The organism is Nocardioides terrigena, from assembly GCF_003047265.1.
GTDB classification, from domain to species: Bacteria; Actinomycetota; Actinomycetes; order Propionibacteriales; family Nocardioidaceae; genus Nocardioides; species Nocardioides terrigena.
Map to the genome: position 1 here is coordinate 481,830 of NZ_PZYY01000001.1, position 23,817 is coordinate 505,646.

General features: G+C 72.2%; 21 protein-coding genes and 1 tRNA gene. 11 read left to right on the forward strand and 11 right to left on the reverse strand.

Annotation, left to right across the window (positions count from 1 at the left end; genetic code table 11):
- The first annotated feature begins 16 nt into the window (after positions 1-16).
- Together DAE25_RS02265 and DAE25_RS02270 are read left to right on the forward strand one after the other, a co-directional pair.
- A complete protein-coding gene (locus DAE25_RS02265; RefSeq protein WP_107764591.1) occupies positions 17-481 on the forward strand; it encodes an SRPBCC family protein in 465 nt (154 codons plus the stop codon).
- A 63-nt stretch (positions 482-544) separates the two neighbouring features.
- Positions 545-617 (forward strand) — tRNA-Ala (locus DAE25_RS02270).
- A gap of 62 nt (positions 618-679) precedes the next feature.
- Here DAE25_RS02270 and DAE25_RS02275 read toward each other — a convergent pair.
- Positions 680-2,299 carry a dolichyl-phosphate-mannose--protein mannosyltransferase gene (locus tag DAE25_RS02275; RefSeq protein WP_107764592.1) on the reverse strand — a complete coding sequence of 540 codons (1,620 nt, stop codon included), beginning with the start codon at positions 2,297-2,299 and terminating at the stop codon, positions 680-682.
- Positions 2,300-2,340: 41 nt separating this feature from the next.
- On the opposite strand from DAE25_RS02275, the gene rsmI reads away from it, so the two are divergent.
- From rsmI to DAE25_RS02305, 6 genes are all read left to right on the forward strand, one after another.
- A complete protein-coding gene (gene rsmI, locus DAE25_RS02280) occupies positions 2,341-3,180 on the forward strand; it encodes a 16S rRNA (cytidine(1402)-2'-O)-methyltransferase (protein ID WP_107764593.1) in 840 nt (279 codons plus the stop codon).
- 21 nt (positions 3,181-3,201) lie between these two features.
- Positions 3,202-4,107 carry a TatD family hydrolase gene (locus DAE25_RS02285; RefSeq protein ID WP_107764594.1) on the forward strand — a complete coding sequence of 302 codons (906 nt, stop codon included), beginning with the start codon at positions 3,202-3,204 and terminating at the stop codon, positions 4,105-4,107.
- 341 nt (positions 4,108-4,448) lie between these two features.
- On the forward strand, positions 4,449-5,537 hold the full coding sequence (locus DAE25_RS23705; protein ID WP_325050357.1) for a ubiquitin-like domain-containing protein: 1,089 nt from the start codon (positions 4,449-4,451) through the stop codon (positions 5,535-5,537).
- Positions 5,538-5,567: 30 nt separating this feature from the next.
- On the forward strand, positions 5,568-6,467 hold the full coding sequence (rsmA, locus tag DAE25_RS02295; RefSeq protein WP_107764596.1) for a 16S rRNA (adenine(1518)-N(6)/adenine(1519)-N(6))-dimethyltransferase RsmA: 900 nt from the start codon (positions 5,568-5,570) through the stop codon (positions 6,465-6,467).
- Complete coding sequence (locus tag DAE25_RS02300; protein WP_107764597.1) at positions 6,461-7,396, forward strand: 4-(cytidine 5'-diphospho)-2-C-methyl-D-erythritol kinase; 936 nt, start codon at positions 6,461-6,463, stop codon at positions 7,394-7,396. The genes rsmA and DAE25_RS02300 overlap by 7 nt, the downstream gene beginning before the upstream one ends.
- A 13-nt stretch (positions 7,397-7,409) precedes the next feature.
- Positions 7,410-9,212, forward strand: a complete 1,803-nt coding sequence (locus DAE25_RS02305) for an ABC-F family ATP-binding cassette domain-containing protein (protein WP_107764598.1) — start codon at positions 7,410-7,412, stop codon at positions 9,210-9,212.
- Positions 9,213-9,308: 96 nt separating this feature from the next.
- Here the strand turns inward: DAE25_RS02305 and DAE25_RS02310 are convergent, their stop codons facing one another.
- Positions 9,309-9,806, reverse strand: a complete 498-nt coding sequence (locus DAE25_RS02310; protein ID WP_107764599.1) for a MarR family winged helix-turn-helix transcriptional regulator — start codon at positions 9,804-9,806, stop codon at positions 9,309-9,311.
- A 99-nt stretch (positions 9,807-9,905) separates the two neighbouring features.
- Between DAE25_RS02310 and DAE25_RS02315 the strand changes: the two genes are divergently transcribed.
- The 3 genes from DAE25_RS02315 (at position 9,906) to DAE25_RS02325 (ending at position 13,815) form a co-directional block, all read left to right on the forward strand.
- A complete protein-coding gene (locus DAE25_RS02315; protein ID WP_107764933.1) occupies positions 9,906-10,283 on the forward strand; it encodes a VOC family protein in 378 nt (125 codons plus the stop codon).
- Positions 10,284-10,431: 148 nt separating this feature from the next.
- The gene (locus DAE25_RS02320; RefSeq protein WP_107764600.1) at positions 10,432-10,905 is read left to right on the forward strand and encodes a hotdog fold domain-containing protein; all 474 of its coding nucleotides are present in this window, start codon (positions 10,432-10,434) and stop codon (positions 10,903-10,905) included.
- 48 nt (positions 10,906-10,953) lie between these two features.
- A complete protein-coding gene (locus DAE25_RS02325; RefSeq protein WP_107764601.1) occupies positions 10,954-13,815 on the forward strand; it encodes an ATP-binding protein in 2,862 nt (953 codons plus the stop codon).
- Between the two features lie 131 nt (positions 13,816-13,946).
- On the opposite strand, the gene DAE25_RS02330 is transcribed toward DAE25_RS02325, so the two are convergent.
- The 9 genes from DAE25_RS02330 to DAE25_RS02370 form a co-directional block, all read right to left on the reverse strand.
- Positions 13,947-14,798 carry an amino acid ABC transporter permease gene (locus tag DAE25_RS02330; protein WP_056887695.1) on the reverse strand — a complete coding sequence of 284 codons (852 nt, stop codon included), beginning with the start codon at positions 14,796-14,798 and terminating at the stop codon, positions 13,947-13,949.
- Positions 14,798-15,481, reverse strand: a complete 684-nt coding sequence (locus DAE25_RS02335) for an amino acid ABC transporter permease (RefSeq protein ID WP_107764602.1) — start codon at positions 15,479-15,481, stop codon at positions 14,798-14,800. The genes DAE25_RS02330 and DAE25_RS02335 overlap by 1 nt, the downstream gene beginning before the upstream one ends.
- Positions 15,482-15,569: 88 nt before the next feature.
- A complete protein-coding gene (locus DAE25_RS02340; protein ID WP_056887697.1) occupies positions 15,570-16,457 on the reverse strand; it encodes a glutamate ABC transporter substrate-binding protein in 888 nt (295 codons plus the stop codon).
- Positions 16,458-16,487: 30 nt separating this feature from the next.
- Positions 16,488-17,264, reverse strand: coding sequence for an amino acid ABC transporter ATP-binding protein (locus DAE25_RS02345; RefSeq protein WP_107764603.1), 777 nt, complete (start codon positions 17,262-17,264; stop codon positions 16,488-16,490).
- 147 nt (positions 17,265-17,411) lie between these two features.
- Positions 17,412-19,700 (reverse strand): PQQ-dependent sugar dehydrogenase, encoded by a 2,289-nt coding sequence (locus tag DAE25_RS02350; protein ID WP_107764604.1) that lies wholly within the window; start codon positions 19,698-19,700, stop codon positions 17,412-17,414.
- Positions 19,701-19,822: 122 nt separating this feature from the next.
- Positions 19,823-20,524: a hypothetical protein gene (locus DAE25_RS02355; protein WP_107764605.1), complete on the reverse strand. Its 702-nt coding sequence runs from the start codon at positions 20,522-20,524 to the stop codon at positions 19,823-19,825.
- Positions 20,525-20,578: 54 nt separating this feature from the next.
- The gene (locus DAE25_RS02360; protein WP_107764606.1) at positions 20,579-21,490 is read right to left on the reverse strand and encodes a sugar phosphate isomerase/epimerase family protein; all 912 of its coding nucleotides are present in this window, start codon (positions 21,488-21,490) and stop codon (positions 20,579-20,581) included.
- The gene (locus DAE25_RS02365) at positions 21,487-22,680 is read right to left on the reverse strand and encodes a dihydrodipicolinate synthase family protein (RefSeq protein ID WP_234410799.1); all 1,194 of its coding nucleotides are present in this window, start codon (positions 22,678-22,680) and stop codon (positions 21,487-21,489) included. The genes DAE25_RS02360 and DAE25_RS02365 overlap by 4 nt, the downstream gene beginning before the upstream one ends.
- On the reverse strand, positions 22,677-23,816 hold the full coding sequence (locus DAE25_RS02370; RefSeq protein ID WP_199907391.1) for a Gfo/Idh/MocA family protein: 1,140 nt from the start codon (positions 23,814-23,816) through the stop codon (positions 22,677-22,679). The genes DAE25_RS02365 and DAE25_RS02370 overlap by 4 nt, the downstream gene beginning before the upstream one ends.
- Between the last annotated feature and the right edge of the window lies 1 nt (position 23,817).

A 23,817-nucleotide genomic window follows, 5' to 3' on the forward strand; every position in this document is an offset into this window, starting at 1 on the left:
CCGTACGCTGGCGGGCATGACCCTGCACCTGTCGCAGTCCCGAGCCGTCCCGGTGCCCGTGGACGAGGCGTTCGTCGGGGTGCTCGAGCACCCGCTGCCGGAGATCTTCCGCCGCCGGATGCTGGCCATGCCCCCGATCCGCGAGGTGCGCGGCCAGATCGGCCCGTGGCGCGAGGTCGGCCAGACGCGCACCATCGTGACCACCGACGGCGGCACCCTGCTCGAGACGCTCACGTCGGTCGAGCGACCGCACCGCGCCGCCTACTCGATCAGCGACGTCCGCGGTCCCATGCGGCCGCTGGTCGAGCGTGTCGAGGGGCGGTGGTCGTTCGAGCCCGTCGGCACCGGCACCCGGATCACCTGGCAGTGGGACGTGACCCCGACGGCAGCGGGCCGGCTCGCGATGCCGGTCTTCGCACGGATGTGGCGCGGCTACGCCCGGCAGGCCCTCGAGGAGGTCGAGTCGGTGCTGCTCCGCTGACCGGGACGGGCGGGGCTGATTGGGTCCGCCCCCGCCGCCGGTGCTATCTTTTCTCCTCGTCTGGGGGGTGTGGCGCAGCTGGTAGCGCGTCTCGTTCGCATCGAGAAGGCCAGGGGTTCGAGTCCCCTCACCTCCACCCAGCACCAACGGCCCGCCGATCGGCGGGCCGTTCGTCATTTCAGGGCCCGGTCCCGGGGCTCAGATCCAGCGGGTGAACCACACCCGGTCGAGCCACTCCGAGTTGGTGATGAGCTGGTCGGTCCAGATCGGCCAGAACCACGCGAAGGCGAGCAGCACCAGGACGACGTACGAGCCGGCGACGACGACCCCGGCGGTACGCCGCGGGCTGGGCACGTCCGAGCGCCCGACGATCGAGCCGAGGGCCAGGGTCAGCGCGAGCACGACGAAGGGCAGGCAGGCCACGGCGTAGAAGATGAAGATCGGCCGGTCGTCGTACATCAGCCACGGCAGCCATGTGGAGCCCGTGCCGACCACCGCGACCCCGAAGCGCCAGTCCCGGGCGCCGACCCAGCGGACCACCGCGAAGACCAGCGCGAGCGCCCCGCCCCACCAGATCAGCGGGTTGCCGAGCAGCAGCACCTGGCGCAGGCAGGTGGAGCCCTCGGGGGCGTCGCACCCCTGCGACCCGGGCTGGATGTCGAGCTGCGCGTCGACGCCGACGGGCCGGCTCATCAGCAGCCACCCCGCCGGCTTCGAGGCGTAGACGTGCTCGCTGTCGTTGAGGAAGTGGGCGTGGAACGTGTAGACGTCCTGGTGGTAGTACCAGAGCGAGCGCAGCGACTGGACCACCTCGCCGGTGCCCTCCGCGTCCGCCTCGGTGGCCGTCGGCCACTGGGTGCCGCCCTCGTAGGTCGTGTACTGCGTGTTGCTGAGCGCGTCCTCGTACTCCGCCGCGTGGGCGAGCCAGCCGCTCCAGGTGGCCACGTAGACGACGAGCGCGATGCCCACGAGGTGGAGGAAGGCCGGCACCCCGTCGAGGACCACGGCGCGCAGCAGCGCGCGGGGGTGGCCGAAGGACCGCCGGGCGCCCCAGCTCCACGCGAAGGCCATCAGGCCGAAGGCGGCGAGCGGGAAGAGCGCCGTCCACTTTGTGCCCACCGCGAGGCCGAAGGCGATCCCGCCGGCCAGCAGCCACGGCCGGAACAGCCGGCGCGTCGTACCGGCGGCCAGCCGCTCGCGGAACCACTGCCGGTCCGCGACGACGCAGTGGACCCCGCACAGGATGAAGAAGGCCAGGAAGATGTCGAGCAGCGCCAATCGGGACAGCACGAGGTGCAGGCCGTCCAGCGAGAGCAGCAGCCCGCCGACGAGGCCGAGCGCGGTGGAGCCGGTGACGCGGCGTACGAACCGGCACATGACCAGGACCATCAGGGCACCCACGACCGCGGCCGCGATCCGCCAGCCGAAGGGGTCCATCCCGAAGGCCTTCTCCCCGAGCGCGATCAGCCACTTGCCGACGTCGGGGTGGACGACCATGGACGGTCCGGGCTCCCACAACCCCTCGAGCTGCCCGTTGAGGATCGACTTGTCGGCGTCCTCGACGTACTCCCGGACGTACCCGTGGTTGAGCATCGACCAGGCGTCCTTGGCGTAGTACGTCTCGTCGAAGGAGAACTGGTGCGGCGTGCCCAGCCGCCACCAGCGCAGGAAGAACGCGATGCCGGCGACCAGCAGCGCGCCGGTCCAGCCGACGACGGGGTCCTCGTCGCGCCAGCGCGGCCGGGCCCGCTCGGCGGCGGACGGCACCTCGCTGCCGGCGGCCGTCCGCGACAGGCTGACGGTGGGCGGCGCGGTCACGCGGGCACTCTAGTTCGACGGTCCACCGATACCCTCCAGCCATGACCGCTCCCGGTGTGCTCGTGCTGGCCGCGACGCCCATCGGGCAGTACGCCGACGCGCCGCCCCGGCTGGCCGCGGAGCTGTCCGGGGCCGACGTCGTGGCCGCCGAGGACACCCGGCGCCTCAAGCGGCTGACCAGTGACCTCGGCATCACCCTCGGCGGTCGGGTCGTGTCCTACTTCGAGGGCAACGAGTCGGCCCGTACGCCACTCCTGCTCGAGGCCCTGCTCGCCGGTGAGCGGGTCGTGCTCGTCACCGACGCCGGGATGCCCAGCGTGAGCGACCCCGGCTACCGCCTCGTCGCCGCGGCCGTCGAGCACGACGTCCGGGTCACCGCCGTCCCGGGACCCAGCGCCGTCCTCACCGCGCTGGCCGTGAGCGGGCTGCCGGTCGACCGCTTCTGCTTCGAGGGCTTCCTGCCGCGCAAGGCGGGGGAGCGGTCGCGGCGGTTGGCCGACCTGGCCCGCGAGGAGCGGACGATGGTCTTCTTCGAGGCCCCGCACCGCACGGAGGCGGCGCTGTCCGCGATGGCCGAGGTGCTCGGCGCCGACCGCCCCGCCGTGGTCTGTCGCGAGCTCACCAAGACGCACGAGGAGGTACGCCGCGGGCCGCTCGCCGACCTCGTCTCCTGGGCCGCCGACGGCGTACGCGGCGAGGTGACCATCGTGGTGGAGGGGGCCGTGCCGGCCGCCGAGGTCGGCCAGGACCCGGACGCGCTGCGCGCCGCGGTGGCCGACGAGGAGGCCGCCGGGGCCACCCGCAAGGAGGCGATCGCCGACGTCGCCCGTCGCGCGGGGCTGCCCAAGCGCGAGGTCTACGCCGCGGTCCACCTGACCTGACCTCCTCGCTAGCCTCGGGCCATGCCTGACCAGTCGTCCGACCAGCCGCTCGACCGGCCGACCCGCAGCCGCGCCGCCAGCGAGGAGGCGTCGGGCTCCCGCCGGGACCGGGAGCGCCCGCCGGCGCCGGAGCCGCTGCCCCTGCCCGTGGTGGACAACCACTGCCACCTCGACATCGCCGACGGCGACTGGGTCGAGACGGCCGCCGCCATCCGGCGCGCCAGGGACGTCAACGTGGCCCGCATCGTGCAGATCGGCTGCGACCTGCCGGGTGCGCGGTGGGCCGTCGAGGCCGCCGCCGAGCACGCCGAGCTGGTGGCCGGGGTCGCCCTGCACCCCAACGAGGCCCCGCGCGTCGACGACCTCGACGCGGCGATGGCCGAGATCGAGCGACTGGCCGGCGCCCACGACAAGGTCCGGGCGGTCGGCGAGACCGGGCTCGACCACTTCCGCACGGGTGAGGACGGACGGGCCGTGCAGGAGGAGAGCTTCCGGCGGCACATCGACCTGGCCAAGCGGCTGGACAAGACCCTGGTCATCCACGACCGCGACGCCCACGACGACGTGCTCCGGGTGATCGACGAGGAGGGCGCACCCGAGCGTTGGGTGATGCACTGCTTCTCCGGCGACGACGCCTTCGCCCGGCGCTGCCTGGACCGCGGGGCGCACCTCAGCTTCGCCGGCACGGTCACCTTCAAGAACGCCGCCCCGCTGCGCAACGCCCTGGCCGTGACCCCGCTGGACCGGGTGCTCGTCGAGACGGACGCGCCGTACCTCACCCCCACGCCGTACCGCGGCCGCCCCAACGCGTCGTACCTCGTGCCGCTGACGGTGCGGGCGATGGCCGAGGTGCGCGGGGACGACCTCGAGGGGCTCTGCCACGCCATCGACACCAACACCGAGAGGGCGTTCGGCGGGACCTGGTGAGGTGGGACGGGTGTGACGGGTGGGGCGATCTGCCCGCCTGAGGAGCCGGGCCGGGCCACCGAGACGAGTGTCACGCGACCCGCGCGGCGGGGCGCGGGGAGTTTGACAGAGCCTCCATCACCGTTATCGTCCTGTGACTGTTGGCCGGGATCGGGATTGATCCGCCAGCGCCCGGAGGTGGGTATGAGCCCCTCCGCGAGCCCCCGCTCGCACGACGTGATCGTTCCCGAGATGACCACGGCTGCACGCGGACGCGCTGACGCCCGAGGCCCGGGAAGCTCGACGTTCGGAGCATCGTGCGCTCACGCATCGCCCATCTCAGCAAGTCCAGGGCTCTTCTGGTGACCCTCGTCGCCGTCATCGTCGCCGCGGTCGGTGGGACCACGGTCGGCTACGCCGCCCTCAACAAGTCGGTGACCCTGTCGCTCGACGGGCAGGCCCAGACCGTCAGCGCGACGGGTGGCACCGTCGGTGACGTGCTCACCGAGCAGGGCATCGAGGTGACCGACAAGGACCTCGTGGCCCCGGCCCTCGACGAGCCGATCGAGGAGGGCACCCGCATCTCGGTGCAGTTCGGTCGTCCGCTGTCCCTCAGCGTCGACGGCGAGGAGCGCACCTACTGGGTCAACTCCACGACCATCGCCAGCGCCCTGGGCGAGATCGGTCGCCGCTTCGAGGGCGCCGACCTGTCGACCAGCCGCAGCGCGCCGCTCGGTCGCACCGGCATGACCCTCGACGTCGTCACCCCCAAGGTGCTCGCCGTCAAGGTCGGTGACGGCAAGCTCAAGCGCAAGAAGCTCACCGCCCTCACCGTCGAGGAGGTGCTCGCCGAGATGGACGTCGAGCTGAGCAGGCGCGACAAGGTCACCCCGGCGCTGTCCAAGGAGATCTCCGACGGGGACAAGGTCGTCGTGACCGACATCCGGGTCGTCTCGCGCCGCGAGAAGGGCCAGACGATCGGGTTCGACACGATCACCCGTGAGGACGACTCCATGCTGGAGGGCGAGGAGGAGACCGTCCGCGCCGGCCGTGCCGGTGTCCGCGACGTCACCTACGAGCTCCGCTTCCGCAACGACCAGCTCGTGGCCCGCAAGGTCCTGTCCTCCGACGTCAAGCGCGCGCCCGTCGCCGCGATCGTCCGGGTCGGCACCAAGGAGCCGGTCAGCGAGCCCAACTTCGCCTCCGGCGGCACCGTGTGGGACTCCCTCGCGCAGTGCGAGTCGGGCGGCAACTGGGCCATCAACACCGGCAACGGCTACTACGGCGGCCTCCAGTTCAACCTGGGCACGTGGCAGGCGTACGGCGGCACCGGACTTCCGAGCGACGCCTCGCGGGAGACGCAGATCGCCGTCGCGACCCGGCTCCGCGACGCCGCGGGCGGTTACGGCTCGTGGCCGTCCTGCTCCGCCAAGCTGGGCCTGCCCCAGTGACGGCACCCCTCGGGCACTAGCCTGAGTCGCATGACCACCCCCTCCGCCGGACCGAGCCTTCTCGGTCCGGCGGAGGTGCGTCAGCTGGCCGCCAGGCTCGACCTGAGGCCCACCAAGCAGCGCGGCCAGAACTTCGTCATCGACCCCAACACGGTCCGCCGGATCGTGCGCGAGTCGCACGTCACCGGTGACGACGTGGTGGTCGAGATCGGCCCCGGCCTCGGCTCCCTGACGCTGGCGCTCCTCGAGGTCGCGGGCCGGGTCGTCGCCATCGAGCTCGACGAGGCCCTGGCTGGCCTGCTGCCCGAGACGATCGCCGCCCACGCCCCGGACCACGTCGACCGCTTCGAGGTCGTGCTGGGCGACGCCATGCGGGTCGAGTCCGTGCCCGGACCACCGCCGACCGCCCTCGTCGCCAACCTGCCCTACAACGTCTCGGTGCCCGTGCTGATCCACATGCTGACGCTGCTGCCCTCCCTCGAGCGGGGGCTGGTGATGGTGCAGGCCGAGGTCGCCGACCGGCTCGCCGCGCCGCCGGGGTCCAAGACCTACGGCGTGCCCAGCGTGAAGGCGGCCTGGTTCGCCGACGTACGCCGAGCCGGCTCCATCGGACGCAACGTCTTCTGGCCCGCCCCCAACGTCGACTCCGGCCTGGTCGCCTGGACCCGGCGCGAGCCCCCGACGACCACCGCGACGCGCGAGCAGGTCTTCGCCGTCGTGGACGCGGCCTTCGCCCAGCGCCGCAAGCAGCTCCGGGCCGCGCTGCGCCCGCTTGCCGGCTCCAGCGAGGGCGCCGAGGCTGCGCTCGTGCACGCCGGCGTCGACCCCACGACGCGCGGCGAGGTGATCGGCGTGGAGGACTTCGCCCGGATCGCCGAGGGCATGCCCTGGGACGAGAGCCGCCGCGAGAGCGACGGCCGCGGATGGTGAGCCCCGGGCGGCTGCCCCCACCCAGCGTGGACGTCCGCGCCTCCGCCAAGATCAACCTGCACCTCGGGGTCGGGGCGGCGCGCGAGGACGGCTTCCACCCCCTCGTGACCGTCTACCAGGCGATCGGGCTGCACGACGAGATGGTCGCCACCGAGGACTCGGTGCTCCGCGTCGTCACCCACGGCGCGGCGTACGTCGACGTCACCGGCGTCCCTCTCGGCGCCGACAACATCGTCGCCCGGGCCACCGCGCTGATGGCGGCGCGTGTCGGACGCGAGCCGGTGGCCGACTTCCTGGTCCACAAGGAGATCCCGGTCGCCGGCGGCATGGCCGGCGGCTCCGCCGACGCGGCCGCCGCGCTGCTGGCCCTGGACCGGCTCTGGGACGCCCAGACGCCCGACGACGAGCTGCTCGCGCTCGCGGCCGAGCTCGGCAGCGACGTGCCCTTCGCCCTCATCGGCGGCACCGCGCTCGGCACCGGTCGCGGCGAGCTGGTGACCCCGGTGCCGGACGCCGGGCCGTGGTGGTGGGTCGTCGTACCGTCTGCCGCCGGCGGGCTCTCCACGCCCGCGGTCTATCGCCGCTTCGACGAGATGTTCCCCGGCGCGGACGCCGACCCCGCGCCCGCCGACGCCCTGCTGGCGGCGCTGGCCACCTCCGACCCGCACCGGCTCGGTGCCGTGCTCCACAACGACCTCCAGGAGCCGGCCCTCGACCTGCGGCCCGATCTCGGCGACCTGCTCGACCGCGGCGAGTCCGAGGGCGCGATCCGGGGCCTCGTGTCCGGCTCGGGTCCGACCTGCCTGTTCCTCGCCGAGTCGCCCACCGCCGCGCACGCGCTGGCCGTGGCGCTCCGCGGCCACGGCCACGAGGTCGTGCTCGTCGCCGCGGGCCCGGTCCCGGGCGCCCAAGTCGTCGAGGTGGGATGAGCGTGGAGATCGCATGAGCAACCTGATCAACCTGGAGCGGGTCTCCAAGTCGTACGGCGTCCGCCCGCTGCTCGCCGAGGTCTCCCTCGGCGTCGCAGTGGGGGAGCGGATCGGCATCGTGGGTCGCAACGGCGACGGCAAGACCACCCTGCTCGAGGTGATGACCGGACTCGAGGAGCCCGACTCGGGCCGGGTGTCGATGACCCGCGGTGTCGAGATCGGCTACCTCCACCAGGGGGACGAGCTGGTCGACACCCACTCGGTGCGCGAGGCCGTGCTCGGTGGTCGATCCGACCACGAGTGGGCCGCCGACTCCACGATGCGCGGCATCGTCGAGGAGCTGTTGGCAGGCATCTCGCTGGACCGGGCCGTGCTCGGGCTCTCCGGCGGGGAGCGCCGGCGCTGCGCGCTGGCCGCGCTGCTGCTGGGGCGCCACGACCTGATCGTGCTCGACGAGCCCACCAACCACCTCGACGTCGAGGCGGTCGCCTGGTTGGCCGAGCACCTGGTCGGCCGGACCAGCGCCCTCATCGTCGTCACCCACGACCGGTGGTTCCTCGACGAGGTCTGCCAGACGACGTGGGAGGTCCACGACGGCGCGGTCGACTCCTACGAGGGCGGCTACGCGTCGTTCGTGCTGGCCAAGGCGGAGCGCCAGCGGCAGGCGGGCGCCTCCGAGCAGCGTCGCCAGCAGCTGGTGAAGAAGGAGCTCGCCTGGTTGCGTCGCGGTGCCCCGGCCCGCACGGCCAAGCCCAAGTTCCGCATCGACGCGGCCAACCAGCTCATCGAGGACGTGCCGCCGCCGCGCGACCGGATGGAGCTCCAGCGCTTCGCCGCCCAGCGCCTCGGCAAGGACGTCCTCGACGTCGAGGACGTGGACCTCTACCGCGGGGAGCGCCAGCTGCTCGACCACGCCACCTGGCGGTTGGGCCCCGGCGACCGGGTCGGCATCGTGGGCGTCAACGGCGCCGGCAAGACCTCGGTGCTCTCGCTGCTGTCAGGCGACCTCGCCCCGCGGTCCGGCAAGGTCAAGCACGGGCGCACGGTCGCGATGCAGCACCTCACCCAGGTCCTCGACGACATCGACCCCGCCGGGCGCGTGCTCCCGACGGTGGAGTCGATCCGTCGCGTCACCCGCACCGCCGACGGCCAGGAGCTGACGGCCACCTCGTTGCTGGAGCGCTTCGGCTTCACCGGTGACCGGCTGACCGCGCGCCTCGGCGACCTGTCCGGTGGCGAGCGCCGGCGGTTTCAGCTGCTCAAGCTGCTGCTGACCGAGCCCAACGTGCTGCTCCTCGACGAGCCGACCAACGACCTCGACATCGAGACCCTCAACGTCCTCGAGGACTTCCTCGACGGCTGGCCGGGCACGCTGGTCGTCGTCTCCCACGACCGCTACTTCCTCGAGCGGGTCACCGACTCGGTCTGGGCGCTGCTGGGCGACGGCAAGATCTCGATGCTGCCCCGTGGGGTCGACGAGTACCTCGAGCGCCGCGTGCACGTGCGGGCCGCGGACGCCGCGTCGTACGCCGCTGCCACGGCCCCGGCTGCGGCCTCGTCCGCCGCGCCGGCGGGCGGCTCCACCCGGCCGCGCTCCGGCAGCGCCGAGGAGCGGACCGCCCGCAAGACCCTGGCCCGCATCGACAAGCGGCTGGCGCGGATCGCCGAGCAGGAGGCCGCGCTCCACGCCGAGATGGAGGCCAACCTCAGCGACTACGACCTGCTCGCGCGGGTCGGCGCCCAGCTGGGCGAGCTGGCGGCGGAGAAGGACGACCTCGAGCTGGAGTGGCTCGAGGTCTCCGAGTCCGTCGAGTAGCAGCCGGCCCGCCTCGTAGACACGCGGACACAACTCCCGCGAGCCCGCGGGGCGCAGGCGTGGCCCGGTCGTGGGAGCGGGGTTGTGTCCGCGCGTCTACGTGTCGCTGGGGCTGAACGGCGCGAGCAGGGTGCGCAGCAGCCGGGCCAGCGTGGCCCGGTCGCGCGGCGGCAACCCGTCGAGCAGGGCCGCCTCGGCGCCGAGCAGGGCACCGAACGCGCCGTCGACGGTCGCCTTGCCCTCCATGGTGAGCCGCACCAGGACCCCGCGCCGGTCGTGCGGGTCGGGGAGCCGCTCGACGAACCCGCGCGACGCGAGCCGGTCGACCCGGTTGGTCATGGTCCCGCTGGTCACCAGCGTCTCGCGCAGCAGGCGACCGGGGGAGAGCTCGTACGGCGCCCCGGCGCGGCGCAGCGCGGCCAGCACGTCGAACTCCCACGACTCGATCCCGTGGGCGGTGAAGGCGTCGCGACGGGCGAGGTCGAGGTGCCGGGACAGCCGGCTGATCCGGCTGAAGACCTCGACGGGCCCGAGGTCGAGGTCGCTGCGCTCGCGCGCCCACGCCTCGACCAGACCGTCCACCTCGTCCCGCATGGCCGCATTCTGCCAGATCCGTCGAGAATCTTGACATCAAGACAATTGGCGGACGAGGATCGTCGCGACCGAGTCGCCGTCGAGGACCGGGAGGTCGCCATGAGGCTCCACCACGTGCAGGTCGCCTGCCCTGCGGACGGCGAGGACGTGGCTCGCCGCTTCTGGGTCGACGGGCTGGGCATGACCGAGGTCGAGAAGCCTGCAGACCTGCGGGCCAGGGGCGGCGCCTGGTTCCGGGCGTACGACGACGCCGGCGGGGTCGTGGCCGAGCTCCACGTGGGCGTCGAGGACCCGTTCGTCCCGGCCCGCAAGGCGCACCCGGCGTTCGTGGTCGCCGACCTCGGGGTGGTCGCCGCCCGCCTCGAGGGGCTCGGGTTCGAGGTGGACCACTCGCAGCGCGACAGCTTCCCCGGGCACGTGCGCTGCCACTGCTCCGACGGGCACGGCAACCGGGTGGAGCTCCTCGAGTCGCGCTGACCCGCAGCTCCGGCGGCGCGGTCTCGCCGTCGTACGGACCGATCACCGCCAACCCGGAGGCGCGGCCGGCGTAGTGCGCGACCGAGGCGGGTCCTTCGGTCCGTCCGGCCGCCGGGCCGGCGAAGTTACCCGTGGGTAGGATGCGGGCATGACTCGCGTCCTCGACCTCTGGAAGTCCACGTCCCGGCTGCCTCAGGGCAAGCGCATCTTCTCGGTGCTCTTCGCGCAGAAGGCGCCGTACTTCGCCTCGATCCACCCGCGCTTCACCGAGATCGGCCCGAACCGCGCCGAGCTGGTCATCCGCAAGCGCCGGTCGGTCACCAACCACATCGGGACCGTGCACGCCATCGCGCTGTGCAACGGGCTCGAGGCCGCGATGGGCGCGCTCGCCGAGGCCACCATCCCCTCGGACCGGCGCTGGATCCCCAAGGGGATGGAGGTCGCCTACACGGCCAAGGCCGACTCGGACGTCACCTGCATCGCCGAGACCGACCCGGAGCAGTGGACCGGCGAGGACCCCGAGGTGGGCGTCCGGGTGCGCGGCGTACGACGCGACGGCACCGTCGTCATCGAGGGCGTCATCCGGCTGCACGTGACGCAGCGGCCGGCGCAGCAGAAGTAGCCTCGCCGGGGTCGTGACGGACGCGCTCGACTGCGCGACTCTGGAGGGGTGTCCGACACGTCTGCGTTCGTCGGTCGGCAGTCCGAGCTCGAGGAGCTCCTGGCCGCGGGGTCGCGCGCGGCCGTCGGTGGCGTCGCCACCGCCCTCGTGGCCGGTGAGGCGGGGATCGGCAAGACCAGGGTGGCCGGCGAGGTGGCCGCGGTCCTGGCCGCCGACGGCTGGTGGTGCCCCGTCAGCCACGGCGTCTCGCTGGCCGGCGGCGAGGTGCCCTTCGGTGGCACCGCGGAGCTGGTGCGGGCGCTGGTGCGGAGTGTCGGGGAGGCGGAGGTACGCCGGCTGCTCGGTCGGGCGGTCGCCGACCTGGCGCCGCTCGTCCCCTCGCTGGGCGACGACTCCCCCCACCCTGTCGACCGCGGTGCCGTCACCGCGGCCGTGCTCAGCCTGCTCGACCGGGTCGGTCGGCCGGTCTGCTGGCTGCTCGACGACCTGCAGTGGATGGACGGGGCCACCCACGACCTCGTCTCCTACCTCGCCCGGGTCGCCACCGGCAGCCCGCTGCTGCTGCTCGGCACCGTGCGGACCGACCCGGCCGCCCCCGACCGGCTTCCGGACCACCTGGTCGAGCTGGGTCGCACCGGCCGTGTGCTGGTCCTGGCGCCGCTGGCCCGCGAGCATGTCGCCGCACAGGCGCGGGCACTCGCCGGCCGGACGCTCGGTGACGCGGAGGTGGAGCGCATCTGCGCCGCCAGCGACGGGCTGCCCTTCTTCGTCGAGGAGCTGGTGACCTACGGCGGCCGCGTCTCCGGATCCCTGCAGGGCGTCCTCCACGCCTCCCTGGGCACGCTCTCCCCGGACGCCCGCACCCTCCTCGACGCCGCGGCCGTCGGAGACGGGCTGCTGACGTCGTCGGCGCTCCGGGTCGTGAGCGGCCTCGGCGACGGTCTCGACGCGGCGCTGGCCGAGGTGCGCTCACGCGGGATCCTGCTCTCGGACCCGGAGACGGGGGGACTGCGCTTCCGGCACGCCCTGCTGATCGAGGCGGTCGAGGCGGAGCTGCTCGCCGAGGAACGGCTCCGGCTGCACCGGGCCTGGGCCGAGCACCTCGAGCGCGTGCTGGAGGACGACCCGGGCGACCTCGCGGTGCTCATCGAGCGGGCTCGCCACCGCTACGAGGTCGGCGGGCCCGAGGCGTTCGAGGCGGTCCACGCCGCGGCGCTGGCCACGGAGGCCGCCGACGACGACCCCGTGCGCTGCCGCTGGTGGGCCCGGACGATCGAGCTGTGGCCGACTCCCGGGGACGACGCCGCGGTGCTGGCCCGCGACCGCGCCCTGGCGTCGTACGTCAGCGCGTTGTGGGCCGTCGGTGACACCCACGTGGTGGTGGAGCTGATGGACACCGAGCTCTCCGGGGAGGGCGACTGGCTGCGCGACGTGTGGTTCCGCCTGATGCGCCAGCTCGCCCTCCGCGCGCAGCAGGAGGTCTTCGACCCGGTGATCCCGCCGCAGGACGCCGAGGCGACCCTGGCCCGGGTGCTCGCCGCCCCACGCGACATCCGGTCGACGGAGGTCCTGGCCCGGCTGGCCGACGCCTGGACGGACGACCTGCCGGATCTTGCCCTCACCGTGATGGAGGAGGCGCTGGCCCGCCTCGACACCGGGCCGTCACGCGACGTCGTCCTCTTCGTCTTCGACCGGATGGCGTTCCTCCTGCTCCGCCGCGGGGAGCCCGAGCGCGCGGTCGAGCTGCTGCGCGAGGCGGTCGTGTGGACGGCCGAGCACGATCCGGGTGGCGCCGTCGGGGCCAGGTGCTCGCTCAGCTTCGGGCTGGCCAACAGTGCGCGCTACGGCGAGGCGATCCGGGTGGGGGAGGACAACCTCCCGGCCATCCGCAGTCCCGAGCTGCACCCGCACCTGTGGGTGGCCGAGCACATCCTGCTGGCGTTCTGCGGTCTGCACACGGGCGACTGGGAGCGCGCGGAGCAGTGCCTCGAGCTGGCGCAGAAGGGTGCCATCGGCGGTGACATCGCCTCGGCCCACGAGTTCGCCGCAGCCGGCCTGTGGCTGCGCCGGGGCGACCTTGAGCGCGCGCGGATGCACCGCGACCGGATCCCCGAGCCGGAGTTCGTCGGGGCTGCCGGCGCAGCGCGTCCGATGGAGTCGGTGATCCGGGCCTTCCTCGCGGTCGAGCTGGCCGCGGCCGAGCAGGACGCCGCGGCCACCTGCGCGGCGTACCGGGACTTCGAGCGGATGTGCCGCGAGGACGACTTCTCGGACGACGTGCTGGAGGCCTACGTCTTCGCGCTGCGCGGCGCCGTCGTGCGGGGGACCACCGACGCCGAGGTGCGCGGGCTGCTGGCCGAGGCGCCGGCCCTGCTGCGGCGCGACCGGGGGAGTCGGGCCCTCCCCGTGCTGCACGCGGAGATCGCGGCGCACGTCGCGCGTGCCACCGACGAGGACACCGCGGCCTCATGGCGCGGGGCCGCGGCGGGCTGGACGACGGTGGAGCGGCCGCTGGACGCGGCGTACTGCCGGGTCTTCGAGGCGGAGCGCCTGCTCCGCGACGGGGAGCGCGAGCCGGCCCGGGCAACGCTCGCCGAGGCCCGTACGACGGCGGACCGGCTCGGGGCGGGCCCGTTGCGACGACGGTGTGAGGAGGTGGCCGCGCGGTCACGGCTGGACGTCGGTGCGGGGGCCGCACCACAGGGATCCCTGACGTCCCGCGAGGCCGAGGTGCTGGGGCTCGTCGTTCTCGGGCGCACGAACGGGGAGATCGGCGCGGCGCTCTACATCTCGACCAAGACGGTCAGCGTGCACGTCTCCCGCATCCTGGCCAAGCTCGGTGCCGCCAATCGGACCGAGGCCGCCGCGCTGGCACGCCGGCATGGACTCGTCCCCGCGGACGGGGCGTGACTTGGGCTGCCGCGCCCCATCCCGCGCCGACCGCAGCGTAGTTGGGGACGATCTCGTCGGTGATCCGGCCGATCCGACCACCAGATCGTCCCCAACTACGCGGCAGGCGCGCCACGGGCCGGCGAGCGGGATCAGGCGACGTTGCTGACCGGCTCGGCGACGTTGCTGACCTGCAGCATCTCCTTCTCGCCCACGAAGCGCCGCTGCGCCCGCGTGGCGAGGTAGGTGAGGGCGAGGTTGGTGATGACGTAGAGGGCCGAGATCACGATCGTGGTGGGCACGATGTTGTTGAAGCTCAGCGGCAACGACTTGAGGATCTTGGTCAGGCCGACCCCGAAGACGATCAGGATCAGGCTGGTGTCCTTCAGGGCCACCACCATCTGGCTGATGATCGCCGGGATCATGATCTTCACCGCCTGGGGCAGCAGGATCACATTCATCACCTGGGACTTGCGCATCCCGATCGCGTACGCCGCCTCTGCCTGCCCGCGCGGGACGGCGTTGACGCCGGCGCGGAACACCTCGGCGAGCACGGCGCCGTTGTAGACGGTGAGGGACAGCACGACCGACCAGTAGGCGCCGTCCTCGATCGACATGCTGTTGAAGATCGCGTAGAACGAGAAGATCATCAGCATGATGACGGGCACGGCCCGGAAGAACTCCACGACCAGCCAGCTGACCCAGCGCACGGGCTTGCGGTCGGAGAGCTTGCCGACGCCGAACACGAGGCCGAAGACCAGGGCGCCGAGCACGGCCAGGACGGCCATGGTGATCGTGTCCAGCCAGGCCTCGCCGATCGCCCGCATGATGTTGGGCGTGACGAACGGCTCCCACAGGGCGTACTCGAACTGACCCGCGTCGTAGAGCCGCTTGACGGCGTAGGCGACGAGCGCGAGGAGCACCACCACCGCGACGATGGTGTAGATGCGGTGCCGGGCGACCGTCTTGGGTCCCGGCGCGTCGAAGAGGACTCCAGAAGCCATTACGCGATCCTCCAGCGTCGTTCGAAGGTGCCGGCGACGAGCGAGACGAGCTCGACCAGCACGACGTACCCGATGGCGAAGGCGATGAAGATGCCCCACCGCTCATCGGCGTTGTTGTTGGTCATGATCTTCATCTGCGCGGTCGCCTCGATGACGCCGAAGACGGCTGCCACCGACGTGTTCTTCAGCAGGGCGATCAGCGCGCTGGCCACCGGCGGCACAGACGCGCGGAAGGCCTGGGGGAGCACCACCTGGCGCATCACGCCGGTGAAGGGCAGTCCGACCGCCCGGGCCGCCTCGGCCTGGCCCAGCGGCACGGCGTTGACGCCCGAGCGGAGAGCCTCGCACACGAACGTCGAGGTGTAGAGCGTGAGAGACACGACCGCGGTGGAGAAGAACGAGGTGAAGTCGAAGGTCCCGATGTGGACGTCGACCCACTTGAAGTTGATGCCGATCTTCGGAGCGGCGAAGGAGAAGAAGAAGAACACGGCGAGCAGGGGCGTGTTGCGCACGATCGTCACGTAGGTCGCAGCGGCCTTGGCGAGCACGGAGATGGGGCCTACGCGCATCGCGACGAGGATCGTCCCGCCGATGAGGGAGAAGACCCCGGAGACGAGGAAGAGCAGCACGGTGTAGCCGAACGCCTTGAAGACGTCGGGAAGGCTTTCGAGTACGGCGTCCACGCCGCTCCTCTCCTGTGGTGGTCCGGTGGTGCAGTGATCGGTCCGGACCCGCGTCGAGCGGGTCCGGACCGATCAGTGGTGCGTCAGGTCAGGACTCGCAGGAGTCCATCTCGGGGAACTCGGGCGTCTCGACGCCCGAGGCGCCGAGGTTGGCCTCGAAGGCCTCGGCCCACTTGCCGTCCTCGTTGGCCGCAGTCAGCGTGTCGACGATCCACTGGCACATCTCGGGAGAGTCCTTGGAGTAGCCGACGCCGATGCGCTCCTCGGAGAACGGGTCGCCGACGACCTTGAGCTGGCCCTCGTTCTGCGCGGCGTAGCCGGCGAGGATCGTGCCGTCGGTGGTCATCGCCTCGACGGTGCCGTCGAGCACCTTGTCGACGCACTGGCTGTAGGTGTCGAAGCCGACCGGCTTCATGCCCTCGGCCTTGGCGTTGTCGAGCGAGGTCGAGCCCGTCACCGAGCAGACCTCCTTGCCCTGCAGGTCCTCGGGACCGGCCGCGTCGGAGTCCTCGGGGACCAGCAGCTGCTGGCCGGTCACCATGTAGGGGCCGGCCTGGCCGACGACCTGGCGACGCTCGTCGGTGATGGAGTACGACGCCAGCACCAGGTCGACCTTGCCCTCCTGGAGGAAGGGCTCGCGGTTGTCGGAGATGGTCTCGATGTACTTGACCTTCGACGTGTCCTCGGGGTCGATGCCCAGGCTGGCGACCAGGATCTTGGCGATGTCCACGTCGAAGCCGGTGGGCATGTCCGAGCCGGTCTCGTTGAAGCCGAGGCCGGGCTGGTCGTACTTGACGCCGACGTTGATGGTGCCCGCGTCGGCGAGCTCCTTCATGCGGGTGCCGTCGTCGAAGCTGGCGTCCTCGGACACCTCGACGTCGACGGACTCGGTGTCGGAGCCCGCGTCGCCGCAGGCCGCCAGGCTGAGTGCCAGTCCGATGCCGGCCACAGCGGCCTTGGTCCGGATGAATCGCATCTGCTTCTCCCTCGTGTGTTGGTGGGTCGATCAGTGCTTGAGGATCTTGCCGAGGAAGTCCTTGGCCCGATCCGACTGCGGGTTGGTGAAGAACTCCTCGGGGGTGTTCTCCTCGACGATCGCGCCGTCGGCCATGAAGACCACCCGGTCGGCCGCCGTACGGGCGAAGCCCATCTCGTGGGTGACCACGATCATCGTCATGCCGCCCTGCGCGAGGTCGACCATGACGTCGAGGACCTCCTTGATCATCTCCGGGTCGAGGGCCGAGGTGGGCTCGTCGAAGAGCATCACCTTGGGCTCCATGGCCAGCGCGCGAGCGATCGCGACGCGCTGCTGCTGGCCACCGGAGAGCTGGGCGGGGTACTTCTCGGCCTGGTGCCCGACGCCCACGCGGTCGAGGAGCTCTCGGGCCTTCTTCTCGGCCTCGGCCTTGCCGATGCCGCGGACCTTGATCGGCCCCAGGGTGACGTTCTCGAGGATCGTCTTGTGGGCGAAGAGGTTGAAGCTCTGGAAGACCATGCCGACCTCGGCGCGCAGGGCGGCGAGCGCCTTGCCCTCCTGCGGGAGCGGCTGGCCGTCGAGGGTGATGGTGCCGGCGTCGGTCGTCTCGAGGCGGTTGATCGTGCGGCACAGGGTGGACTTGCCGGAGCCGGAGGGTCCGATCACGACGACGACCTCACCGCGGGTCACGGTGAGCTCGATGTCCTTGAGGGCCTGCATCTGCCCGAAGTACTTTTGCACCCCGTCGAGCACGACCAGTGGTTCTCCGCGGCCGGCGCTGACGGACCCGTGCTCCATCGTCGTCATGAGCGCAACCTATAGCCCGGCGACCCTCGGGGGCCATCGACGTCGCGGGGGCACACGCAATCGTGACCGGAACGACGCCGCCCGGCGACCACGTGGGTCGCCGGGCGGGTCGGTTCCCCGCGCGCGTTCACTCGCGCGGGAGGGTGCTCACCGCAGGAGGCGGCGGTACTGCCGGGCCACCTCGGACGCGGAGGCCGCGTCGTCGAGGAACATCAGCCCGTCCATGCGGCAGTTGCACGGGTTGCGCTGCGACCCGTCCTGGGGGAAGGACCCGCCGATCTTGATGCCGCGCGGGTTGGTCGGGGACGTCCCGGTCCCGTCGACCTGCCACGGGTCGCCCGGGTTGGTGTAGAACCCGTCCACGGCCTGGCCGTTGCGGTACAGCGCCATCGTGCCGGCGGTGTAGTCGAACGTCGCCGCCAGGTGCACCCACTCCCCGTCCGGCAGCAGCTCCTGCCAGGGCGCGGTGGCCGCGAAGGTCTGCGACGACCCGGTGTCGAGCCGCCGGCCGAGGGCGACCAGCTTGAGCTCGCCGTTGACGTTGATCAGCTCGAGCAGGGCACGGACGCCGTGCCCGTCGGAGTTGCCCGACAGCACGCCGGCGAGGCCGATGGCGTTGAAGCCCGCCGTCGGGTTGGTGCCGCCCATCTTGAACCAGCCCATCACGGTGATGCCCTCGGCGCCAGCGAACCGTGACAGGGAGGCCACGCCGTCGCTGTCGGACTCGTAGACCCCCGCCTTCCACGGAGTGCCGGTCGGCGACTCGGCCGTGCTGTGCAGCTGGAGGGCGTTGTTGGAGCCGGGGTAGGCGCCGTCGTCCACCCGCATCTGCTCGCCACCGTTGACGAGGCGGATCAGCGTCCGGCTCGGGCCCTGGTCGACCTCGTAGGAGTCGTTGGCGGCGAAGGGGTGCTCGAAGTCGTACGCCGCCACGACGTCGTCCGCGAGTGCCGGCTCGACGTCCTGCGGCACCGGGGCCCGGGTGGTGTCGACGACCTTCCAGACCATCCCGTTGGCCTTGGCCAGCAGGTAGAGGCTGCGGTCGTCGTCGGTGCCGAAGCGCAGGTCGACACGGCCGTCACCGACGAAGTCGGACATCCGCATCCGCGTGCCGGCGGTGTCGTAGAGCTGGAGCTCCTGCACGGTCGCCTCGCGGGCGGAGTCGTCGCGCATGTGCGCGGCGGTGGTGTAGTAGACCTCGCCCTTGACGAGGTCGCCGAAGACGTACTTGCCCTTCAGGCCGGGCAGGTCGCCCCGGTGCACGTGGCCGCCGGAGATGGCGTGGCCCGAGTCGGAGTTGCAGCCCCAGTTGGCCGGTGTCTCGTGCGCGTACGACGCCACGGGGAAGTCGTAGCCCTTCGCGGCCTGCTCCTCGGTCATCGGGTCGAGGCGGCACTGCGTGTCGTTCTGGTAGTCCAGGCGCGACTCGACGTCCGGCCAGCCGAAGTCGTCACCCCGGTCGACCTCGTAGACGGCCTCGATGGCGCGCTGGCCGATGTGGCCGAGGAACATCTCGTGCTTGCCCTCCGCGTCCCAGCTGAACCGGTGCGGGTCGCGCATGCCGATCGCCCAGATCTCTCCGAGCGCTCCGGGCTCGCCGACCCACGGGTTGGTGTCGGGGACGCCGTACTGACCGTTGGGCGAGTCGGTGCCGGCCGGGTCGATGCGCAGGATCTTGCCGGACGGGTCGGACAGCCGCTGGGGGATGTCGGACTCGACGCCGTACCCACCGTCGCCGACGGCGAGGTAGAGCAGGCCGTAGTCCTCGTCGCCGGGCTCCGCGGTCGGGTTGAAGTCGATCTGCTGGATGGCGTGGATCTGCGAGGCGAACCGGTAGCGGAACAGCTCACGACGGGTGCCGTCGAAGGTGTCGGCGGCCGGGTCGTCGGCGGTCCACTCGGTGACGACGCTCTGCACGCCGCTCGAGCGGAGCGGCTGCCCCTCGTAGGTCTGCTCACCGGGAGCGGTCGGGTTCTCGGTGTGGGTCGTGTAGAACTTCCCGTTGTCCTCGAACTCGGGGTGGAAGGTCACGAAGCCGAAGCCCGAGCCCAGTCCGCGCCAGGCCAGGAACTCCGGGAACTCGGCCTTGACGTCGAGGTAGACCGACGGCTGACGGTCCTCGAGGAAGTAGAGCTGGCCGTTGAGGTCCGGGACGTAGAGCCGGTCCGAGCCGTCGGGGATCTCACCGATGTGGTTGATCCGGTTGTGGCGGGTGCCGATGCGGACGTCGGTCCACGGACCGTTGGGCGTCGACGCCGGCAGCTGGGCGTACTCCTCGAGCACGAGCCCGAGCGTGGAGGGGAGCGGGTCGGGCGGGATCGGGGGTGCGCCGGGCCCGGAGGGGTCCTGCGCGGTGGCCGGGGTGGCCAGGGGGGAGAGAGCCGCTGCCATCAGTGAAGTGGTGGCGGCAGCGACCCACCAGCGTGTCGTTCGCATGGGGTGTCCCTACTGTTGTGGTGGTTGGAGACAACTGCTGCCGCGGTTTCCTTGGCCGGGTCCGTGGCAGCCCTCGTCGGTCCCCCGACGCAGTCAGGGGACCGACGGGGATCAGGAGACGGTCACGAGACCGTGCCGACCGCGCGGAAGTGCCGCGCGCGGCCGTAGTTGTCGAACGAGCCGAAGCCGACCCGTCCGCCGGAGAAGGTGGTGTCCGTGGCGGTCATCAGGGGCTCGCTCGCCCCGTCGACGTACGCCGCGATCTCGCCGCTGGCGGCGTCGTACTCGACCCGCACGTCGTGCCACTCGGCGTCCGTCACCGCGGGGGGAGCGCCCACCGAGCCGTTCCACTGGTCGTCGATGCGGCGGCGGTCGGCGTTGTCGACGACGAAGATCCCGTTGTGGGGATAGATCGTGTTGTCCTGCGAGAAGTGCGCGTAGTAGAAGCGCTTCGGGCCCTGGTAGTTCCACACCACGATCACGTCGCGGTTGCTCACCGTGACCGACTCGTCGAGCCGGACCTCCGTGTCGATGGTGACGTCGGTGAGCTCGGGACCCTTCGAGACGATGGCGTACTCGAACGGGCGTCGCACCCCGTCGTTGGGGTTCGTGCCCGGCCGGGTGAGCACGAGCTGGTTGCCGTCGTAGTCCCACAGGTCGTCGGTCAGCGGGTCCCAGTGCTGCGGCGTCGCCGGGGCGACGACGTGCACCTGCTCCGGCCCGACGGCCGCCTCCGGGGCGGCTCCGGCCAGGGTCGGGGTGAGGGCCAGCGCCCCCGCCCACGCGGCGATCCCGAGCGTGATCGTCCTCCGTCTGTGCTGCATGTGCTCACGTCCTTTCCGAGTTGATGTGAGTGGTGCGCGACCGGGAGCCGTGGGTCAGAGGTGCGGCTCCACGAGCTCGACGTAGCGACGCGCGAGGGTGGCCAGGACGGCGTCGCCGTCGGCGGCCCAGACGTCGGCGTTGAAGATCTCCACCTCGACGTCGCCGCGGTAGCCGGCAGCGGCGACGCAGGCGGTGAGGTGGGGGAAGTCGATGTGCCCGTCGCCCATCATCCCGCGGGAGAGCAGGGTGTCGGCGGGGAGCGGGGTGATCCACTCGCACACCTGGTAGCTGGCGATGCGCGCGCCGGCGCGGGCGACCTGCTCCTCGACGCCCGGCTCCCACCAGACGTGGAAGGTGTCGACGACGACGCCGACGGCCTCCACCGGGAGCGGCTCGGCGATGTCGAGGGCCTGGGCCAGCGTGGACACGACGCCGCGGTCGGCGGCGAAGATCGGGTGCATCGGCTCGATGGCGAGACGGACGCCGACCTCGAGGGCGTGCGGGACCAGGGCCTCGACCGCGGCGGCGGCCCGTGCCCGGGCGCCGACCAGGTCGCGGTCGCCGGCGGGCAGGCCGCCGGGCACCAGCACCAGGCACGGGGCGCCGAGCTCGGCGGCCTCGTCGAGGGCGCGGCGGTTGTCGTCGTGGCGCTCGCGCTGCTCGGCCGGGTCGGCGGTGGTGAAGAAGCCTCCGCGGCAGACCGACGAGACGCGCAGCCCGGCGTCGCGCAGCCAGCCGGCGGCCGTGCTGACCCCGACCTCGAGGACCGGCTCGCGCCACGCCCCGATCGAGGGGAGGCCGGCCCGCCCGCACCCGTCGATGGCCTCGCGCAGCGACCAGCCGTCGACCGTCTTCTGGTTGAGCGACAGCCGCGCCAGCCGCGGGTCGCCGGGCTCCGGGGTGGTCGTGCGGGCAGGGGCGCCGCTGGGGACGTCGGTGCCGGTGACTGTTGTCGTGGCGGTCATCGGGTGACCCCCGCGCCCTCGAGCCACACGCCGAGCCGGTGGGCGGCGAGGTCGGGATCGGGCAGCAGCCGGGCGTCGTTGGCCAGCTCGAACAGCCGACCCAGGTGCACGGCGCTGCGCGCCGACTGGAGGCCGCCGACCATCGTGAAGCCCGGCTGGTGGCCGCTGAGCCACGACAGGAACGCGATGCCGGTCTTGTAGTGGTAGGTCGGGGCCTCGAAGACGTGGCGCGAGAGCGGCAGCGTCGGCGCCATCTCCGCGTCGTACGTCGCGAGGTCGCCCTCGTCGAGCGCCGCCAGCGCCGCGGCGGCCGCGGGCGCGATTGCCGCGAAGGCGCCCAGCAGCGCGTCGGAGTGGTGGGTGCCGTCCCCCCGGATCAGCTCGGGGTAGTTGAAGTCGTCGCCGGTGTAGAGGCGCACCCCCGCAGGGAGCGCTGCCCGGAGGCCGAGCTCGTGCTCGGCGGAGAGCAGCGAGACCTTGACCCCGTCGACCTTGTCGGCATGGGCGCGGACGAGGTCGAGGAAGGTCGCGGTGGCGGCGTCCACGTCGGTGCTGCCCCAGTAGCCGCGCAGGTGCGGGTCGAACACCTCGCCGAGCCAGTGCAGGACGACGGGCTCGCGCACCTGGCCGAGCACCGCGTCGTACACCGACAGGTAGTCGTCAGGGGTGCGGGCCAGGGCGGCGAGGTGCCGCGAGGCCATCACGATGACCTGCGAGCCGCACGACTCGACGTACGCGACCTGTTCGAGGTAGGCCTCGCGCACGTCGGCCAGCGAGGCGAGGTCGGTGGCGTGGTCGGTGCCGGCGCCGGAGGCGATCCGGGCGCCGTGCTCGCGGGCCTGGTCGGCGCTGCGGCGGACGAGCTCCTGCACGGCCGGCCAGTCGAGGCCCATGTTGCGCTGTGCGGTGTCCATCGCCTCGGCGACGCCGAAGCCGTAGGAGAACAGGTGCGCCCGGAAGGCCAGGGTCGCGTCCCAGTCGACGACAGCGGGGGCGCCGGGCACGTTCTCGCCGCGCGGGTCGGCCACCACGTGGGCGGCGGCGAAGCAGACCCGGCTGGTCGAGCCACCCGGTCGCTGCTGCCACTCCCGCGGCTCACGGAGCTCGACGTCGCGCCATCCGCCGTCGGGACCCGGGATCCCGACGGCGGACCTGTGGCGGGTGGTACTGGTGATCGAGGGAGCACTCACGGCATCTCGATCCGACGGCCCTCGGCCGAGGACTGGAGGCCGGCGTCGACGAGCCGCAGGCCGCGCACGCCGGCGGCGAAGTCGTAGGGGTGCTGCCGGCCGTGGTGCACGTCGAGCAGGAACTCCTCCCACTGCGCGCGGAAGCCGTTGCCGAACTCCTGGTTGTCGGGGATCTCGCGCCACTGGCCGCGGAAGTCCTCGGTGGTGGGGAGGTCGGGGTTCCACACCGGCATCGGCGTGGACTCGCGGGGCTGGATGCGGCAGTTGAAGAGGCCGGCGACCGCCGAGCCGTGGGTGCCGTCGACCTGGAACTCGACGAGCTCCTTGCGCTCGACCCGCACCGCCCAGCTCGAGTTGACCTGGGCGATGATCCCGCCGGCCAGCTCGAAGATCGCGTACGCCGCGTCGTCGGCCGTGGCGTCGTACCGCTCGCCCTGCTCGTCCCAGCGCTCCGGGATGTGCGTGACGGCCTTGGCGGTGACCGCCTCGACGCCGCCGAAGAGGTTCTCCAGGACGTAGTTCCAGTGGCAGAACATGTCGAGGACCATCCCGCCGCCGTCCTGGGCGCGGTAGTTCCAGCTCGGGCGTTGGGCCGGGAGCCCGTCGCCCTCGAAGACCCAGTAGCCGAACTCGCCGCGGACCGAGAGGATCCGGCCGAAGAAGCCGGAGTCGACGAGCCGCTTGAGCTTCATCAGGCCCGGCAGGTAGAGCTTGTCGTGCACGACGCCGTTGATGATGCCGTGCCGGGCGGCCGCGTCGACGAGCTCGTTGCCCTCCTCGACCGACTCGGCGATCGGCTTCTCGGTGTAGACGTGCTTGCCGGCCGCGGCGGCCTTGAGGATCGCCTTCTTGCGCTCGCTGGTGACCTGCGCGTCGAAGTAGATCGGCGCCGGGTCCTCGGCGAGGACGGTGTCGAGGTCGGTCGACCAGTCGGCGATGCCGTGCTGGTCGGCCATCCGGGCGAGCTTGTCGGCGTTGCGGCCCAGCAGCACCGGCTCCACCTGGAGGCGGGTGCCGTCGGGCAGCGCGATGCCGCCGTCGTCGCGGATGGCGAGGATGGAGCGCAGCAGGTGCTGGCGGTAGCCCATCCGGCCGGTGACGCCGTTCATGAGGATGCGGTAGGTCGTGTCGGACACG